General features: G+C 44.4%; 14 protein-coding genes. 4 read left to right on the top strand and 10 right to left on the bottom strand.

Translation table 11 applies throughout. The annotated features are described in order from the left end of the window. Positions 1-79: 79 nt before the first annotated feature. On the bottom strand, positions 80-1,357 hold the full coding sequence (locus BGP75_RS25040; protein WP_076721628.1) for an ABC transporter substrate-binding protein: 1,278 nt from the start codon (positions 1,355-1,357) through the stop codon (positions 80-82). 693 nt (positions 1,358-2,050) lie between these two features. Here BGP75_RS25040 and BGP75_RS25035 point away from each other — a divergent pair. Continuing rightward, the gene (locus tag BGP75_RS25035) at positions 2,051-2,998 is read left to right on the top strand and encodes a sensor domain-containing diguanylate cyclase (RefSeq protein WP_076721627.1); all 948 of its coding nucleotides are present in this window, start codon (positions 2,051-2,053) and stop codon (positions 2,996-2,998) included. A gap of 201 nt (positions 2,999-3,199) precedes the next feature. On the opposite strand, the gene BGP75_RS25030 is transcribed toward BGP75_RS25035, so the two are convergent. The 6 genes from BGP75_RS25030 to BGP75_RS25005 form a co-directional block, all read right to left on the bottom strand. Then, positions 3,200-4,315 carry an ABC transporter ATP-binding protein gene (locus BGP75_RS25030; RefSeq protein ID WP_076721626.1) on the bottom strand — a complete coding sequence of 372 codons (1,116 nt, stop codon included), beginning with the start codon at positions 4,313-4,315 and terminating at the stop codon, positions 3,200-3,202. 120 nt (positions 4,316-4,435) lie between these two features. Continuing rightward, positions 4,436-5,323 carry a carbohydrate ABC transporter permease gene (locus BGP75_RS25025; RefSeq protein WP_198939535.1) on the bottom strand — a complete coding sequence of 296 codons (888 nt, stop codon included), beginning with the start codon at positions 5,321-5,323 and terminating at the stop codon, positions 4,436-4,438. Beyond that, positions 5,316-6,266: a carbohydrate ABC transporter permease gene (locus BGP75_RS25020; protein WP_076721625.1), complete on the bottom strand. Its 951-nt coding sequence runs from the start codon at positions 6,264-6,266 to the stop codon at positions 5,316-5,318. Before BGP75_RS25020 ends, BGP75_RS25025 begins: the two co-directional genes overlap by 8 nt. A gap of 128 nt (positions 6,267-6,394) precedes the next feature. Continuing rightward, positions 6,395-7,648, bottom strand: coding sequence for an ABC transporter substrate-binding protein (locus BGP75_RS25015; protein WP_076721624.1), 1,254 nt, complete (start codon positions 7,646-7,648; stop codon positions 6,395-6,397). A gap of 1,092 nt (positions 7,649-8,740) precedes the next feature. Then, positions 8,741-9,529, bottom strand: coding sequence for a bifunctional 2-polyprenyl-6-hydroxyphenol methylase/3-demethylubiquinol 3-O-methyltransferase UbiG (locus BGP75_RS25010; RefSeq protein ID WP_076721623.1), 789 nt, complete (start codon positions 9,527-9,529; stop codon positions 8,741-8,743). An 84-nt stretch (positions 9,530-9,613) separates the two neighbouring features. Next, positions 9,614-9,880 carry a DksA/TraR family C4-type zinc finger protein gene (locus tag BGP75_RS25005; protein WP_076721622.1) on the bottom strand — a complete coding sequence of 89 codons (267 nt, stop codon included), beginning with the start codon at positions 9,878-9,880 and terminating at the stop codon, positions 9,614-9,616. A 286-nt stretch (positions 9,881-10,166) separates the two neighbouring features. Here BGP75_RS25005 and BGP75_RS25000 point away from each other — a divergent pair, with 286 nt between their 5' ends. Then, the gene (locus BGP75_RS25000) at positions 10,167-10,823 is read left to right on the top strand and encodes a methyltransferase (protein WP_076721621.1); all 657 of its coding nucleotides are present in this window, start codon (positions 10,167-10,169) and stop codon (positions 10,821-10,823) included. A gap of 138 nt (positions 10,824-10,961) precedes the next feature. Here BGP75_RS25000 and BGP75_RS24995 read toward each other — a convergent pair whose 3' ends face one another. The 3 genes from BGP75_RS24995 to BGP75_RS24985 all read right to left on the bottom strand — a co-directional run bounded on the left by BGP75_RS24995 (position 10,962) and on the right by BGP75_RS24985 (position 13,966). Continuing rightward, the gene (locus tag BGP75_RS24995; protein WP_076721620.1) at positions 10,962-11,507 is read right to left on the bottom strand and encodes a hypothetical protein; all 546 of its coding nucleotides are present in this window, start codon (positions 11,505-11,507) and stop codon (positions 10,962-10,964) included. Between the two features lie 243 nt (positions 11,508-11,750). Then, the gene (locus BGP75_RS24990) at positions 11,751-11,975 is read right to left on the bottom strand and encodes an amphi-Trp domain-containing protein (RefSeq protein WP_076721844.1); all 225 of its coding nucleotides are present in this window, start codon (positions 11,973-11,975) and stop codon (positions 11,751-11,753) included. A gap of 488 nt (positions 11,976-12,463) precedes the next feature. Continuing rightward, positions 12,464-13,966, bottom strand: a complete 1,503-nt coding sequence (locus tag BGP75_RS24985) for a CRTAC1 family protein (protein ID WP_076721619.1) — start codon at positions 13,964-13,966, stop codon at positions 12,464-12,466. 312 nt (positions 13,967-14,278) lie between these two features. On the opposite strand from BGP75_RS24985, the gene BGP75_RS24980 reads away from it, so the two are divergent. Together BGP75_RS24980 and BGP75_RS24975 are read left to right on the top strand one after the other, a co-directional pair. Further along, positions 14,279-15,412: a hypothetical protein gene (locus BGP75_RS24980; protein WP_076721618.1), complete on the top strand. Its 1,134-nt coding sequence runs from the start codon at positions 14,279-14,281 to the stop codon at positions 15,410-15,412. A 59-nt stretch (positions 15,413-15,471) separates the two neighbouring features. Continuing rightward, a complete protein-coding gene (locus BGP75_RS24975; protein ID WP_076721617.1) occupies positions 15,472-16,764 on the top strand; it encodes a sugar-transfer associated ATP-grasp domain-containing protein in 1,293 nt (430 codons plus the stop codon). The last annotated feature ends 102 nt before the right edge of the window (positions 16,765-16,866 follow it).

Below are 16,866 nucleotides of genomic sequence, written 5' to 3'. Positions count from 1 at the left end.
ACCCTCCCTGCTTGAATCAACAAATGAGGGAGTCGCAAATCAAAGGAGAATCGCGTTCATCACAATTCATCAGGGACTGTCAGAGAGTCCAGGCTCCCTTGCCAATGCGTTTTAGCTTCTTTTCCAGCTTTTTCAGCGCTTTCTTGGCGCTTGCTTTTCCTGACAAGACGTTGTGAGTCGCGTTAAAGAAGGCAGAGCTCACGCGGCTGTAATGCTTACCAGTCACCGTAGATGGGCGAGGTACACCATTGACAAAGGAAGAATAAAGATCACCAAAGAACGGTGCTTTCGCCAGCACCTCTTCATCTTTATACAGCGCATCAATTGTGGGATTGTAAGACCCCTTGATAGCACGTCGTTTCTGCTCGGTGTAACTGGTCAGATACATCACCAGATCCGCGGCTAAATCAGCATGAGCGCTGTACTTGGACACCGCGAGCTGCCAGCCTCCCAGTGTACCGGCATGATTGCCATCAGAGCTGCCTTTAGGAAGGGCAGTCACTCCCACTTTATCTTTGATCAAACTGTTGTCTGCCTGAGCCAAGGACCAGGCATATGGCCAATTACGCATGAACACGGCATTACCTCCCTGAAACACCCCCCGAGCCTCCTCTTCTGCGTAATTCAGCACTCCTTTAGGAGAAATACTTCCCACCCAGTCACGTGCAGTATTCAGAGCCTGCACAGACTGTTCGTTGTAGATGTCGATCTTTCCCGTAGCTGAAATAATGGTGCCCCCATTGTGGCTATATATCCACTCCAGGGCATCACAGGTCAGTCCTTCATAAGCCCGTCCCTGCCAGACAAAGCCCCACATTTTTTCCTGACCTGCTGCTCGTTCGGATGCCTGAATTCTGGTTGCAACCTCAGTCAACTGTGACCATGTTATCGGAATCTCCTGGTTATATTTTTCCAGCAGATCTTTTCGGTAATAAAGTACACCCGCATCAGTGAACCAGGGCATAGCAACCAAGCGTCCCTCCACGGTATTGTTTTTGATTAATGATGGAAAATGCTGCTCTTCATTCCCATTGGTGTACGGCTTTAAATCCAACAGATGATTCTGCAACATACCGGGCCAGACAACGTCAATCTGAAACACATCAATATCTTTAGCACCGGCGGAAAGAATCTGTTGATAGAGCGAAAGTCTTTCGGTTGATGAATTAGGTGTAGATACCAGCTGAACTTCATGCCCAGACTTTTTTGACCATGCCTTGGTACCTTCCTGACAGAGTTCAAACTCTGCACCCACTGCACCACAGGAAATGGTTATAGTCGCAGCCTGAACCTGACTTATTGAAAGGCTTGAAAATACAGCGAGAGAAGCAACTTGGCTTAATGCTTTCAGTTTCATCGACCAACACTCTTGTTTTGTTTTTATTAGTTTAGATATTCTCTGAAATCGAAGATCATCTAAAACGATTAAGATAGCAGTACAAATCTTACTAATTTAAGGAATCCCAGCAATGCTGAAGGTTTCTTAATTTCTGCTTAATATTAAGTATGATTGGTAAGCGACTGTTTTAGTTAAAAATTAAAACAGATTCAGCATCGAGTAAATTTCCCATTTATAAGCTCACCATCTGCTTCAGGCTTTGTTAAACAGTCTCAAGGAAAACAAAAACAGGTCCCACAACCGTTTCAGTGGCAATCGGTTAAGATAAATTTCTTCTGGCTATCTTTTTAACCACCTCGCTTTGAGATGCCCCTAAAAGACGAAAGAGTAGTCGGTTCATTCAGCGATAACTACAAAATTGCAGCTAAAGGGTCTAGTCTAAAAATAGACAGCTTATTGGTCCAGCCGTTGTTTTGTTCGTATCTCAGAGAAAACAAAGAACACAAAGCAGCGGGTCTGAAGTATCAGTAGGACTTGTCAAATATTGTGTAGTTGTTACGAAGGATCTGGTTGTCACAAAGTCTGAAGCACTTTTGTGGATGAGGCACCAATACTCAGTTTACACAAATATCACAACAGCTTTTCAGGCAATCCCGTTCCCCATCTGATCAACTGTGCGGCTTTCAGATTCCATATTTTGAAAGGGTAATTATGACTCAATTGATCGACAAAATTGCTATTCCGACTTTTGTAATTAATAAAGACCGGGTGATCACCCATTGGAATAAGGCTCTCACTCAACTTACAGGGCTGACCTGTGACGAAATGATTGGTACTCGCAATCAATGGCGCCCCTTTTATACAACTTCGCGTCCAACGATGGCTGATCTCATATTGGAAGGCAATCACAGCCAAACAGTCGACCAGTTTTATCGAAATAAATGCCGTCCCTGTGATGTGCTGGAAGGGGCCTATGCTGCAGAAGATTTTTTCCCGGAAATGGGAGACGAAGGTGAATGGTTGTCATTTACCGCATCACCTGTTCAAGACGAATCTGGCGTTATCATTGGCGCTATCGAAACACTGGTCAATGTCAGTGACAGAAAAAAGGCAGAGCTGGAGCTTATTCGAAGCGAGCAACTTTACAGAGAACTGAGCATTACCGACGAACTCACCAAGCTATACAACACCCGTTTTTTTATTCAGGAGATAGAACGAGAGATAAAACGCTGTGAAAGGCATAATCACGACCTTTCCGTTTGTATGTTTGATCTTGATCTGTTCAAACCCGTCAATGACAGTTATGGCCATGTATTCGGTGATAAGGTACTGGAAGGATTTGGAGGCCTTATTAAACGACACCTCAGAACCACAGACAGCGCATTTCGCTACGGTGGAGAGGAGTTTGTCATTTTAATGCCTTTTACTCCAGATGGCTCCGTAGCCGCAGAACGGATACGAACAAGCCTTGAGAAAGCCGTGTTCTGCACTGATAACCATGAAGAAGTCAAAGTGACCTGCAGCGCAGGCATTGCCCGCTACGTCAGTGGAGATGACGATAAGAGTCTGCTGAAGAGAGCTGATACAGCATTGTATCAATCCAAGGAAGAGGGCCGTAATAGAATTACTGTTTGTAAAAAACAAACAGTCCCCTGGTAACTCGGGTTATTATCACTGGTGCTACATCAAATAACTTACCGGACCCACTAAGGCTTTGCTAAAGGGATCTGTTCGCCAGGCAGCTTTACCCTGCTTCTTGGGCAAAGCTGCAGCAAAATCGGCTTAACTTACATACACATCTGATCAGACCCCTTAAGTATTCAGGCCTATGCACAGCTGCCGATTCTTTACCCGCGCCGATTATAACAGCCGAGCTTCAGTTTCCGGGTTAAACAAAACAGCCTTGGACATATCAACCATAAACTCCATCAGGCTACCCACGGGTTTTTCTTCCGTAGGGTTTACCCGACAGTCCACTTCTTGCCCATTCAAGTCAATCAATATCAACGTATCCGGCCCGGTGGGCTCGGCTACCTCAACTTTTGCAGAAAAGCGAGCCACATGGGATTCATCGGTCTTGTGTGGAATTACATGAGTAATCTGCTCAGGTCTCAGTCCCAAAATCACCTCTTTACCGATCCAGCTCTGCAAAGAGCTGTCAGCATGAACCAAAGGCAAATGGTGCAGATCCCCCCCTCCTGTACGGACACCCACGGCATAACCCTGTTCGGTGTGCTCAACTTCACAGCGTAAAAAGTTCATTGCGGGAGATCCCATAAAACCTGCCACAAACATATTCGCTGGATCATCATAAATTTGCTGGGGTGTTCCAAACTGCTGTACTTCCCCATCCTTCATCACAGCAATACGATCCGCTAAAGTCATCGCTTCAATCTGGTCATGAGTCACATAAACAATAGTTGTGCCCAGACGCTGGTGAAGTTTCTTGATTTCCGTTCGCATCTCAACCCGAAGTTTTGCATCAAGATTGCTCAGAGGCTCATCAAACAGGTAAATCTTTGGGTGTCGTGCCAAAGCCCTTCCCATGGCAACACGCTGGCGCTGACCACCTGATAGCTGTGATGGCTTTCGATCCAGCAAATGGCCTATTTGCAACAGATCAGCAACCCTTTCCACTTCTTTTTCCCGCTCCGCCTTAGGCACCTTACGAATCTCAAGTGCAAAGGAAATATTACCCCGGACCGTCATACTGGGGTAAAGAGCATAGGACTGAAACACCATCGCTATATCACGATCTTTTGGCGCCAGCCCTGTGACATGATTACCACCGATTGAAATATCGCCAGAGGTAACGTCTTCCAGTCCGGCAATAGTGTTCATCAGCGTTGATTTGCCGCAGCCAGAAGGCCCCACCAAAATCAGAAATTCCCCATCACTGATACTAAGATCGATGCCTTTCAGAACATCAACGGTACCGAAAGTCTTTTTAACATTTTGGATTTCTAATGCAGCCATTTTGAATACCCGTTTTTATTCTTTGAACCTGTCAGGCTCGTTAATCGTTGTCTACCAAGTGCCGTCTATTCAGCACTGGCTTCTATCCGGTCTACCAGGTGTTGTTTATCACCACCCCTTCTATCCCTTAACCGACCCTGCTGTCAGACCACGAACAAAATATTTGCCAGCCAGAACATACACCAACAGCGTTGGCAGCGCGGCGATCATGGCCGCCGCCATGTCCACGTTATATTCTTTGACGCCGTGGGAGGTATTCACCAGGTTATTGAGGGCAACAGTGATTGGTTGAGTATCCCCACCGGAGAAAACCACACCAAACAGAAAGTCGTTCCACACTTGGGTAAACTGCCAAATGATGCAGACTACGAAAATCGGACCTGATATCGGCAAAATAATGCGACGGAATATAGTGAAGAAACCGGCCCCATCAATCTTCGCAGCACTGACCAACTCGGTGGGAACTGACACATAAAAATTACGGAAGAACAAAGTGGTGAACGACATACCGTAGACAATATGGACGAAGACTAATCCGGTCGTTGTATTGGCCAGCCCTAACCAACCAAGAGTCTGAGCCATTGGCAGAATAACGACCTGGAAAGGGATAAAACAGCCAAACAGCATCAGACCAAAGAAGATATCACTGCCTCTGAACTTCCACTTGGTCAACACATAGCCATTCAGCGCGCCTAAAAAGGTTGATATCAGCACTGCAGGAACCGTGATCTGAAACGAATTCCAGAAAAACGGGGCTACGCCCGCGCATTCAACCCCAGTACAAGCACTGGACCAGGCTTTATCCCAGGCAGCAATAATAAATTCCTGTGGAATTGAAACCAGATTACCGCCGCGAATATCAGCCATGCTCTTGAAAGACGTCAGCAGCATAACCACCAGAGGCATTAGATAAAACACTACCGCTATTAAAAGAATGGCGTAAAGCACCACTCGACTCAGGGTAACGGAACGGTTCATGGAGGAACTGGATGCAGTGGTATTAGGCATTGTTCTTACCTCGCAGTTCGGAGTACAGGTACGGAATCAGAATTGCCAGAACTACAGCAAGCATCATCATTGCACTGGCAGAACCTAAACCTATCTGCCCTCGGCTAAATGAAGTGACATACATAAAGGTGGCAGGCAAATCAGTAGAGTATCCAGGGCCGCCGCCAGTCAAAGCCATAACAAGGTCAAAGCTCTTAATGGCAATGTGGGACAGTATGATAAAAGCACTAAAGAACACGGGTCGCAGATGAGGCAATATAATACGTCTGTAGATGGTAGGCATGCTTGCACCATCCAGTTCAGCAGCCTTTACAATAGAATTATCAACGCCCCTTAATCCGGCTAGGAACAGCGCCATAACAAAACCGGAAGACTGCCAGACAGCAGCGATAACCAGGGTATAAATCGCCATCTCAGTGTCGACCAGCCAATCGAAAGTAAAATTTTCAAACCCCATATCACGGACCAGCTTCTCTAAACCCAGTCCGGGGTTCAGAATCCATTTCCAGGCTGTACCGGTGACAATAAACGACAGGGCCATGGGATAAAGGAAAACCGTGCGTATCGATCCTTCTGCCCGAATTTTCTGATCCAGCAAAATAGCCATTAAGACACCAATGACCAAGCAGATCAGAATAAAGAGACCTCCAAAGATAAGAATATTGAGCGATGCAACGGACCAGCGGTCATTATCCATCAACTTTTCATACTGAAGGAAACCAACAAAATTGTAGTTGGGTAAAAAACGTGACTTGGTCATTGATAATACGCCAGTCCAAATGACATAGCCGTAAACAAAAACCAGTGTTGTAATAATGGTTGGGCCCAGAACCAGTTTCGGCAACCAACGCTGTAGAAAGTCGAAAGACCCTCCCGTGGAAACCTGAGGGCTGTCAGAAACTGCAGAAGCAGAATTCTGTTTGACAACGTTGCTTGTATTCATCGTCAGAAGCCTATATGCGAGTTTGGAGACTGGTGCCATCAAAACTCCGCAGGAGTCAGACGGCACCTTACTGCATTAACAATGATTGGATAAAAAAACGCTCCTCCGAAAAGGAGCGAAGAACCCTGCTAGATAGCCGCTCGAATAGCACGTGCCAGCTTTTCAGTCGCCTGTTCGGCGGTGATGGAGTCGCTGTTGAAGTAGTTGGTTACTACGTCATAGATTGCGCCCTGAACAGCAGACGTGGTTGACATACCATGGGCCATACTAGGTACTAAACCGCCATTACCAGCGGTAGACACGAAGTCATCCATGGAAGTGTGAGCACAGCTGTCAAACTTATCACGAGCCATGCCTAAACGCGCCGGAATAGATCCTTTATTCAGATTAAACGTTTCCTGGAAACTAGGCTCCATAATCAGTCGTGCCAAATCTGCCTGAGCTGTTTTGCTGTCACTACCCTTAACATCGAACATAGCAAAACTATCAATATTAAAAGTGAAGGCATCAGCAGTACCCGGAGCAGCCACACACACATAATCAGTACCTGGCTTCTTGCCTGCAGCGGTAAACTCGCCCTTGGCCCAGTCGCCCATAATTTGCATCGCAGCCTTACCGTTAATAACCATTGCTGTGGCTATATTCCAGTCACGACCCGCGGAATCGCTATCAATATAGGACTTCAGCTTTTTGAAGGTAGCCAGAATATCTGTCATTTTCTGACTGGTTAGAGTGGCCTGATCATGTTGGACAAAGGCTTTACCGTAAAACTCAGGACCACCTTCGCCCAGTGCAACGGCCTCAAATAGAGTGGCATCCTGCCAAGCCTGGCCACCGTGAGCTAAAGGAGTATATCCGGCCGCTTTGATTTTATCGGCAACCTGAATGAATTCACTCCAGGTTTTAGGAATTTCAACACCTGCCTTTTTGAAAATTTCAGGGTTAGCCCACAACCAGTTTACGCGGTGAACATTAACAGGAACGGCAACATAGTGCCCTTCGTACTTCATGACGTCACTGACTACTTCAGGAAGCAGATCATCCCACTTGGCTTTCTTGGCAACTTTATCGAGATTGGTTAGAAACCCTAACTCTGCCCACTCCTGAATATCCAGACCTTTGATCTGGGCAGCACTTGGTGGATTGCCGGAAACAGCACGAGATTTCAGAACGGTCATGGCACTTTCACCACCGCCCCCAGCAACCGCAAAATCTTCCCACTGGTGCCCTTCTTTCTCTAGCAGATTTTTCAATACGCTGGCAGACTTGGCTTCGCCGCCGGAAGTCCAGTAATGCAGTACTTCTACGCTGCCAGCCTGAGCGCCCATGCTAATCAGACCTGACAATGCGATACCCAATACGGATTTCTTTGCTAGTTTCATCGACCTTTACCTTTAGTTATATTTTTTATCACGGTTGTTGTGAACCTAAGCCATAGACTTAAGGTAGTTTTATTAAATCACTGTCGACTTTAAGATGGGGTTAAGTAGAGAAAGGAAGTGTAACAAACTGTAACGACTTGATATTTTATATAATTACCCGTTAATTAACAATATGTTACATCGTTATGAACAAAATGCAATTTACACACTGTCAACGGTTTATATACGATTCAGGAGGGCTATGGTTACAAAATCGCTATGGTAAAACGGCTATAACAGCTATAACAGCAAAATAATTCCGGGATTTTCATCAGACTTTACTAAGGGACGAACTATAAGAGCATTAAGAGCGCTATTCCGTCACACTTCCCGCTAACGCATACGGTATATCCAAGGAGAACGCAGAGCTAATTGGTGGCTGGAAAAGCCGAAATGAACCGGCAGCAAGTGATAGCTATGGGCTACATTATGATGCGTTCATTGCTGAGCGGAAAGTCAATATCGACAAAATAGATTACAGCCTATTGAAGTTCTAGCTAACTGTAAAATCGCAAGACTTCAATGACAGCATCCTGTAACATCACGCCGCTCATTGGAATCTACTTAAAAGGAACTTTACATGGCTACTGCCTTGATGTGTGAAAAACCTACAGTTGTCTCTTCTCTAAACCACCTGAGTGATATCCAGCCGACTGAAAGCATTCAAACCGTCACTTGCGAGATACCGACTACGTTACCCCCTACACACCCTATTTGGTCGGTGACTACTCCAGACCTCAAGATCAAGGTATAGTCAACCCGATAGCCTCCATGCCACAGGTCTTTGGGCTTCCCGCCACGAATAGCCGACCTAAAGACCCCACAGCAACATTTCAGCAAGCGCATAGTCATCATTACTGGAACCCTGACTCAAGAATGAGATTCAAATGGAATTAAAAAAACGTGCTGAATAGTAGCACGTTGATTCCAGTTATCGTTTTGCAAGAACGTTGATAACTGGATAGACGTTATTAAGAAGATTGACCATTCATCATGAATCGCCCTATCCTATCTATCTTTCTGAAAAGCTCTCTCTTGGGTATTTGACTGATGCTATTTTCGCCAGGCTAAATTTATTCCAAGTGGGGGATTGTTTTCAACAAACTCCAGATCAGCGCAATAATTACCGATGTTGTAATCCAATTCTTTAATATGCTCTAACTGCAAATTGCTGGCAATTGCAGCCATAAAAACATCGGTTAGTGAGTGATGAAACCAAAAATTCTCTTTGCCCTCATACTTTTCATTTGTAAAGTAATCAAGACCGCTGGTGTCCTTAAACGGCTGCGTATTAAAGTATGAAGCATCTATAAAAGAAGGCTCTCCCTGCTCATACATACCAAGGATAGGATGAATTTCTTCGACCAGAAGTACCCCGCCTGGCTTTATCAGTGACGCGCAAATTTCCATGAACTTGAATAGATCAGGCATCCAGTTAAAGACACCGACAGTAATCATCGCGATATCGAATGAGTTCCGATACAGGTCGGGCAATCTATAAATGTCTGAATGACAAAATTCCAGGCCCGAATGTCCAGATGACTGCGCCAGTTGAATAGCTTGATCAACAAAAGCTCTGGAACCATCGATACCTAAGCAGCGACCAGCCCCCTTATTTTTTATTGAAATCAGATCAACCCCGTTGTTACAACAAACTTGAACAACTGATTTATGTAATACTCCGTAGCCATCTATAAGAGCATCAAAGTCTGGATTGAGGTTATTAAAACGGTTATCAGCAACATCAACAAACAGCGTAGCATTGGTCGATGCATGTCTGGGAGCAACTTCATCCCATGACGAGATAGTCTTTTTGGTATAGTAATCAATGCTTTTGGACATTTGTACGACCCTGTATGTATAGATCCTTATGAACGTATAACCAGCAAACAATTAGAAGGTAACAATTAAACACCAACGATCAAATTACCTTAACTGACTGTCTTTACTGCCTCGGCGATTTATTCCATTCGACTTAGTTTGCCGCTCTTCAAGCGCAGACTGGCAGGCAACACAAAAGCGAATTCCCGGGATTGCTTTTCGACGAGCATCTGGAATGACAGTATCGCACTCCTCACAATTAGTTAAGCTTTCGCCAGCAGATAACCGACTTCTTGCCAGTTTAACCGCATCTTCAACACTTGCATCGATTTGATCCTGTACGGCACCATCACGGGCCCAACCACCGGCCATAGTTCACTCTCCTTTATTTCGTTTTGACCTCAATAAGTATATTGCACTCATCCAGCTGGATCACTATCCAAATAGCCGTCCCTGAAGGGTCAAAAATAATGCCAACATTCTTCGGGTGGATTACCAAATGACCAGGATCGATAGAAGGACAATCAACAGATGCCCCCTTCCTTACCATGTTTAAATGCCTTGCACTTACCTCAGATTGCTATACCCTGAACTAACTCATGTTTTGTCATTTATTTAAGATAGCTGGCTTAGCCTCATTCACCCATTGGGATAGATAATGACATTACCTGTTCGTGTTCGCTACCAGACCGTTGAGTTTGGTAGCACCGATATTCATCTCTGTACTTTACGGGATAACCAACAATTCAGCGACCCTGACGGTATCGCTCAAAACCTTGGTATATCTTCTGCAACCTGGCCCCTTTTTGGCGTCATCTGGCCATCAGGCTTCGTTCTTGCCCATTACCTTTCAGACTATCAAACTGATCGCAAAAGAATACTTGAGATTGGATGTGGAATGGCCTTATCCAGTTTACTGCTCAACAAGCAAAATGCGGATATCACCGCCACTGATTACCATCCAGAGGTAGGTTTTTTCTTACAGCGAAACACCAAACTCAACAACGGTAAAGTTATTGAGTTTGAACGCGTTGATTGGGCAGATAAAACCGATAAACTTGGTCGCTTTGACTTAATAGTTGGCAGCGACCTCCTGTATGAAGATCAGCATATACAGCTATTAGCTGATTTTATAGAAAATCACGCCAATCCAGCCTGTGAAGTAATTCTGGTAGATCCGGGGCGAGGACGAAAAAATAAATTCAGCCTTCAAATGGAAAAGTACGGGTATAGTAATGCCCACATAAAACCGACACATACCAACTATCTTGAGCTACCGTTCAAAGGGTTTATTCTCAAATTTCAGCGTGATTGATCTCTTAGGCGGCCATTTGCGCCCCTTGTTTAAAGAGCAATCCAAAGGGGACACTACCAGCAATAGAACCAGTACCGATGTAATCCTCCCCTAAAACAGAACCAGGCAGAAACCACCTGATTCCATTAACGCATCAACTTAGCTGCGGGATGTGGACAGACCATTCTCTGCTATATACTCAGCAGCTTTTTCTGAAACCTCATTTGGAACGCCAATATCATCACTCCAACTGACTTTACCCTCATTGAGGGCGCTAGCAATGACGCTTGTGCCAGTTTCTCTGTTTAAACAACGTACACGGGAAGTATTAGAAGTGGCTTTCTCAGTAGAAAACTTAAAGCCAGTCGTGAATAACTCCCATTGTTTACATGAACTGGTGTAAAAGGCGTTAGTTTCACCGCTTGAGGCACTGAGTTCTGCTTTAACTTCTCTCAGTTCTTTACGAAGTTTTGCTAACTCCTTTTTCTGTAGCTTAATCTCGTCATTTTTAGTGGCAATTTTCTTTTTTGATTCAGCCAGATTTTTCTTCAGACGCTCAGGGTCCAAAGACTTCAAGGCTTTGAGCTGTGATTTAACTTCTCGAAGATCATCCCGACCTTTATCCAATTCAGCGAGTGCATGGTTAACTCTTTTATCGACCTGGACAAGTGCTTCTAATCGCTCAATGACCTGCTTTTCTGGCATAACGAATCCCGTTTTTTCAATTAATGTTTATCTATCTCCTTCCAAACTCAGCTTTGGAGGGGTTTACCAGTCCTATTTTAGCCTATGGTTTTCCTTCCAGCACCCTACTTTGCAGGAATTACCCATTGTTCTGAAGGACTAAACCCCATGACGCCCCAATAACAGGTTCGACCTCACAGAGTTATCTCACTCAATGACCTCTGTATACGTCTAACTTAAGCAATCGGAAGCTTATGTGAACTTTTATTCGTTTGACCATTTTATCTGGAATTCAATTTCTTCTTCTGAGTTTTCACGTTCATGCTCAATGCTATAAGAAGCTCTTACAGGGACATATATTCTCTCACCAGCTATCTGTATTTCGAATTTCTCACCGTTCTCCAGAGAATCAGCCAAACGTCGCAACTTAGCGACAAACTCAGAAGTTGAGTAGTGCTTCTCTACATCCCTTTCTTTCTTATCACTCATAATCATACCTATTAGCTTGTTCCAGACCTGATTGGCGCAATTCAAACGAGCTTGTTAAGAAAACTAATAGAAAACACAACGAGAATCTACCATTTTTGCTCATCTTGGCAGAAAAGAATATTCGTTTAACCCTGTATGCCATAGCCAGTACAGTACTCTAGCGAGTCTCTCTTTGAAAGTGGCGCAAGATGAGGCGTATAGCATAAAGGGGTGAAAGGGCGGGTAAAGTTTCATGTCGCGTATGAATCCCCCGCCCACGAACCAGTGTACAACCGACGTTCTGGGATTTCTCTTTCGAAATGCTCGTCCATGATTTGTAAACAACTGGCTACTACAGCCTAGTCATATAAGCCTGTTATGGGCATAAGAAAAAGTCCTATTTTTAAAGTAAATCTTGTAACAATTTGATTTATATATGATTAGATACAAAGAAAAACAGAGGCTATTCAGAATATGTTCCTAAACCAAGGAATTTAATCAGACTTGAACTATTCTTTGCCAAACACCACATCTGTAACACTGCCATCCGGTTGTAGCACAACATACCGATTAGCCTCAACATCATTAAAACGTGTTTTCTTTTTTGTTGTTGGAAAAATAACCTCAATATCTACTTTGTCGATTTGACCCAGGCCAAAGTGCATACGGGGATTGCGACCAGCAGTATCAGACAGCATCAACTGTTTGCCAATAATCTTTGCTGTCCCGGCCCGATAAATAGTGATGACCGCACCAATTCCCATGGTATTTTTATCTGATTGACGAACCTGAAGTTTTAGCCAACGATTTTTATTGTCCGTTACATTGCGAAATACTGAAACAGAAGTTTTACGACTTTTCCAACTTGCCCCAGGACCACCGGTAACTACATCCAATCGTCCATCCATATCATAATCATCAAAGCGAAGGTGCTTATTAATCGCCCAGGGCGTTGACGCCACCGGTACTTCAGAAAAGCTGCCGTCTCCATTATTACGCCAACAAACCGTCCCATAATTACCCTGATTGACGATATCAACAAAACTATCATTGTCTAAGTCTGCAAGATAGACTTGGCTATAACCGCTTCTTTGTGTCGATTTTGCTATCCCAGCCTGTTCAGACACGTCCGTAAATCCAAATTGACCATCACCCAAAAACAGCTTCATGGGAAAGATCTTTTTGTTAAGCACCTCCCCTTCTGGTGTCATTTTCTTGCTTGCAAATATATAAATATCCATGTTTCCATCGTTGTTGAAATCGGCAGTTCGAGCAAAACCACCAAGATACCCCTTCATCAACGACCTCCCACCATCTATCTGTTCAAGAACACCTTGATTGTTCTGGTACAGTCTTCTGGGTCCATTCCACCGGGCATGTCGCCCCCGATTTCCGGGAGAAAATAAATCCGGCCAGCCATCGTTATTGAAGTCACTAATCACAAAGAGCCCATGGAAAATGCCTTCTTGATCAGCTTTCTTCGTGACGTCCTGGTAAATCAGCCCCGGTTTAGTAAGAGTTTCCAGAACTCCATCGCCATTAAAATCAATAAACGCAGCATAGGGTGACGGGGGCTTAAGGTTAATCGGCATATACTGCGGCTCATACGCCCCTTTCTCAGCCGTATTAATATTTATGACAACCCCGCCCTCGTTGCCGGTATGTACAAGATCTGTTTTTCCATCACCATTCAGATCAACTTCTCCCAGCCAGAACCCCGCATGGGCAGCATTCTCTTCCGGAAAATTTTTCCAGAATTTAAACTTATTATCTGATGTCCCCAAGTAGATCGGGGTCGGGTTGTTTCGATGATGATTATTCAAAACGATATCCAGCCGATTATCATCATTGATATCCATAAAGGCATAATCAAAGACGTTACCGATCCCAGGCGGATTCAAGTCAACAACCTGATCGGTTACCTCCTCAAAAACAAAGGGTCCGTCGGCGACAGAAAAGGAAAAAGCTGACAAATAAAGGGACATAACCCCTAGAACAACAGACTGACTCATAGCAAAAATTTCTCCATATCAGCCCCTTTTACCCAATAGTGTATCAGGACGTAAACCAGAACTATTACAGCAAACCAAATCACAATTTTCTAACAGTAGCCTACAATAACGATTAGAGGGACAGAATGTTCAGAGTTCACAAAAAAGACTGCCCCTTCGCTCATTAGCATTTTTTAAGAAGGGCCTTGTTTTAAAAAGAGCCTTAGCTATACGGTGGTAACATCAGACAAGCTCAAGCTTTGTTATCAGAGTACCAATTATATCGCTGCTTAAGCTGATTACCCTGTTGGAATTAAAACGACGTACCTACTTATGAAGATAAGTCGCTTCACTGCCAGCAACACCGATAAGGGACAACGCCTCTCTGCATTCTGCGGAGATTTTGAAGTTTGGTATCAATTCCCTCCAGAACAACCTGTTGAGCTCAGGGCTGATCCTTTTATTACCGCTGCACTTATTCCAGCCATGTCTTTAGGGGAAGATATTGAAATAGCTGGAGATGTTCCTGTTTGCCCGGTATTGCTAGAAAATCTGGCAAAAGCCCAGCATATATTTTTATGCTGGGCTCCACATTTTGGGATATCTCTTAAGCCCATCCAAATCTCCGGCGGTAATCTGAGTAATCCGGTTGGTAGCCAAAGAACAGCCTCATTTTTTTCTGGTGGTGTTGATGGGACCTATACTTTTCTCAAAGCAAAAAACAATATTGACGAGCTGCTTTTCGTAAAAGGTATTGATATGCAACTCGACAATGAGCAGCTTTACACAGAAGCTTACGCTGCAAATAGCCATTTTTTAGCACAGCAGGGGGCTAGTTTAGTTGCTGTGGAATCCAATGTCCGCTTTTTGGGCCACCATCATAAGATTGGCTGGAACAGTTGGAATGGAGCAGGACTTGCAAGCATCGCGATGGCCGGAGGTTACCGCCAATGTTACATCGCTTCGGGATTGAGTTACGCCGAACTAATACCTGAAGGGACTTCCTATATCACCGATCATTTATTTAGTAACGCTCACACCACCGTTATTCATCATGGAGCAGACGCTACTCGCCTGGAGAAGCTTACATTTCTATCAAAACATTCCGGGGCACTGGAAATACTTAGAGTTTGCTGGCAAGACAAAGGCTATAACTGTGGTGCCTGTGAAAAATGCATACGAACAATGGCTGGCCTTCGAGCCCTGAAACTCAGCAGCCCAAATTTTCCCCCATTGGATGCTAAGCTATTAACAACCCTTGCCCAACAACGCCTATATGACCCGGCGGATGTGTCTTTTCTAAAGCAAATAGAGCAAGCAGCAATAACCGCCAACGATAACGCGCTCCACAGCGCAGTTCAACGATGTGTACGGCGTTTTGAAATCAAACAACTTAGTAAGGATATCGATAGATTGCTACTCGGTGGTTTGGCCAGAAAGTTGAAGTCAGCCTTAACAACAGCTTAAGCGAAAGGTACTCAGAATCAGCTTTCTGGCGATGACCGACAGGTCTGTCAGGGAGATTAATGATGATCAACATTCTTCGCAAAATAACCTCTCCTTTTTTGATAGCCTGGGGGCGTACACCTGTTTTGTGGCTATGGCGCAAACCGAAAAATGATCTTGATGCACTGTTGCAGATTGCATCAAAGTATTTTTATCCGAACTGGAGCCAGGGTAAAGCTCGATACGTATCGCAAGCCATGTACTTTTACATGCTACTAATCTGGCCAATACGGGCACTGATAATCATCAGTCTAGGGATGAAACGCTATGCAGTAAAAACCAAAGTCAATCATCATATTAGTTACTACAGACAACTGATCGATCAGTTAAAGATTGCCTTTTTATATTGCAACAATCCTCAAGTTTATTACCTATTTGAACTGTTCAACGACAGCAGACTGACACAAGCGAAATCATTTTTACTTGGCAATACATCCTCCGCCCTGCTGAATTTTATCAACCAGTACAGAAACTCCGAAGAACTGGAAGACAAACTTCAATTTAGCAGCCGAATGCGCAATCATAATTTCCCCATGGTTGACGATACTGCAGTCATTACTGACGGAAAAATCACCGATTTAAAGGGGGCTGAGATTCCACTTCCCGAGGCTGATTTTGTTGTAAAACCCAATACAGGTTACCAGGGCCAGGGGGTACTTCGCTTTGAATGGTTGGGAAACAATCAATACTTTTGCTCTGACGGACTCCACTATGACAAAAAAAGGCTAAACCATTACCTGAGAGAATTATCACTTAAGGATTCTTATCTGGTGCAGCCCCGGCTAGTTAACCACCCTCAGATCGCCGACTTGACTAACAAAGGTTTTGGTACCTGCCGTATTATCACCGGAATTACCCCGACCGGAACCGTTGAACTGATAGGAGCAGCATTCAAAATGCCTGTTGGCGAAGGTGTGGCCGATAATTTTGCTGCGGGAGGAATCGCGAGCCCAATCGATCTGGAAACAGGTGAACTGGGAATGGCTGTAGCCAAAAAATGCCTCGGCGACAGTTATTGTCAGCACCCAGATACAGGAGCACCGATCATCGGAAGAAAGCTGCCGTACTGGCAGGAAACAGTTGCATTAATAAAACGTGCACACCAGCAGGTTGCAGATTATGTCTTTCTCGGTTGGGATATAGGCTTGTCGAAAGACGGACCTGTTATACTGGAAACCAATTCCAACTGGTGCATTCTGTTGGCTCAACGCCCCTCAGGAAAAGGTTTAGGTTCAAGTAAATTCACATCTATTTGCCATCTATGGATAGATAGCTTTAAGACGCCTTTTTTGAAAAAAAACATAATGCACTGATCTTAAAGAAAGTTTAAAAAACCAGCGCAATTTCAGATAATTATTGCAACACCTAAAGGGGTACTGTCACGTCGATAGGGAGCCGAGAGCTTTGCATCAGAA

The organism is Motiliproteus sp. MSK22-1, from assembly GCF_001968815.1.
Lineage (GTDB): Bacteria > Pseudomonadota > Gammaproteobacteria > Pseudomonadales > Balneatricaceae > Motiliproteus.
This window is presented reverse-complemented; position numbering and strand designations above follow the sequence as displayed.

Coding starts and splice junctions, on each gene's coding strand:
- BGP75_RS25020 (WP_076721625.1), bottom strand. CDS start 6,266: ATGAATACAAGCAACGTTGTCAAACAGAATTCTGCTTCTGCAGTTTCT.
- BGP75_RS25005 (WP_076721622.1), bottom strand. CDS start 9,880: ATGGCCGGTGGTTGGGCCCGTGATGGTGCCGTACAGGATCAAATCGAT.
- BGP75_RS25040 (WP_076721628.1), bottom strand. CDS start 1,357: ATGAAACTGAAAGCATTAAGCCAAGTTGCTTCTCTCGCTGTATTTTCA.
- BGP75_RS24995 (WP_076721620.1), bottom strand. CDS start 11,507: ATGCCAGAAAAGCAGGTCATTGAGCGATTAGAAGCACTTGTCCAGGTC.
- BGP75_RS25035 (WP_076721627.1), top strand. CDS start 2,051: ATGACTCAATTGATCGACAAAATTGCTATTCCGACTTTTGTAATTAAT.
- BGP75_RS24975 (WP_076721617.1), top strand. CDS start 15,472: ATGATGATCAACATTCTTCGCAAAATAACCTCTCCTTTTTTGATAGCC.
- BGP75_RS25030 (WP_076721626.1), bottom strand. CDS start 4,315: ATGGCTGCATTAGAAATCCAAAATGTTAAAAAGACTTTCGGTACCGTT.
- BGP75_RS24985 (WP_076721619.1), bottom strand. CDS start 13,966: ATGAGTCAGTCTGTTGTTCTAGGGGTTATGTCCCTTTATTTGTCAGCT.
- BGP75_RS25010 (WP_076721623.1), bottom strand. CDS start 9,529: ATGTCCAAAAGCATTGATTACTATACCAAAAAGACTATCTCGTCATGG.
- BGP75_RS25015 (WP_076721624.1), bottom strand. CDS start 7,648: ATGAAACTAGCAAAGAAATCCGTATTGGGTATCGCATTGTCAGGTCTG.
- BGP75_RS24990 (WP_076721844.1), bottom strand. CDS start 11,975: ATGAGTGATAAGAAAGAAAGGGATGTAGAGAAGCACTACTCAACTTCT.
- BGP75_RS24980 (WP_076721618.1), top strand. CDS start 14,279: ATGAAGATAAGTCGCTTCACTGCCAGCAACACCGATAAGGGACAACGC.
- BGP75_RS25025 (WP_198939535.1), bottom strand. CDS start 5,323: ATGCCTAATACCACTGCATCCAGTTCCTCCATGAACCGTTCCGTTACC.
- BGP75_RS25000 (WP_076721621.1), top strand. CDS start 10,167: ATGACATTACCTGTTCGTGTTCGCTACCAGACCGTTGAGTTTGGTAGC.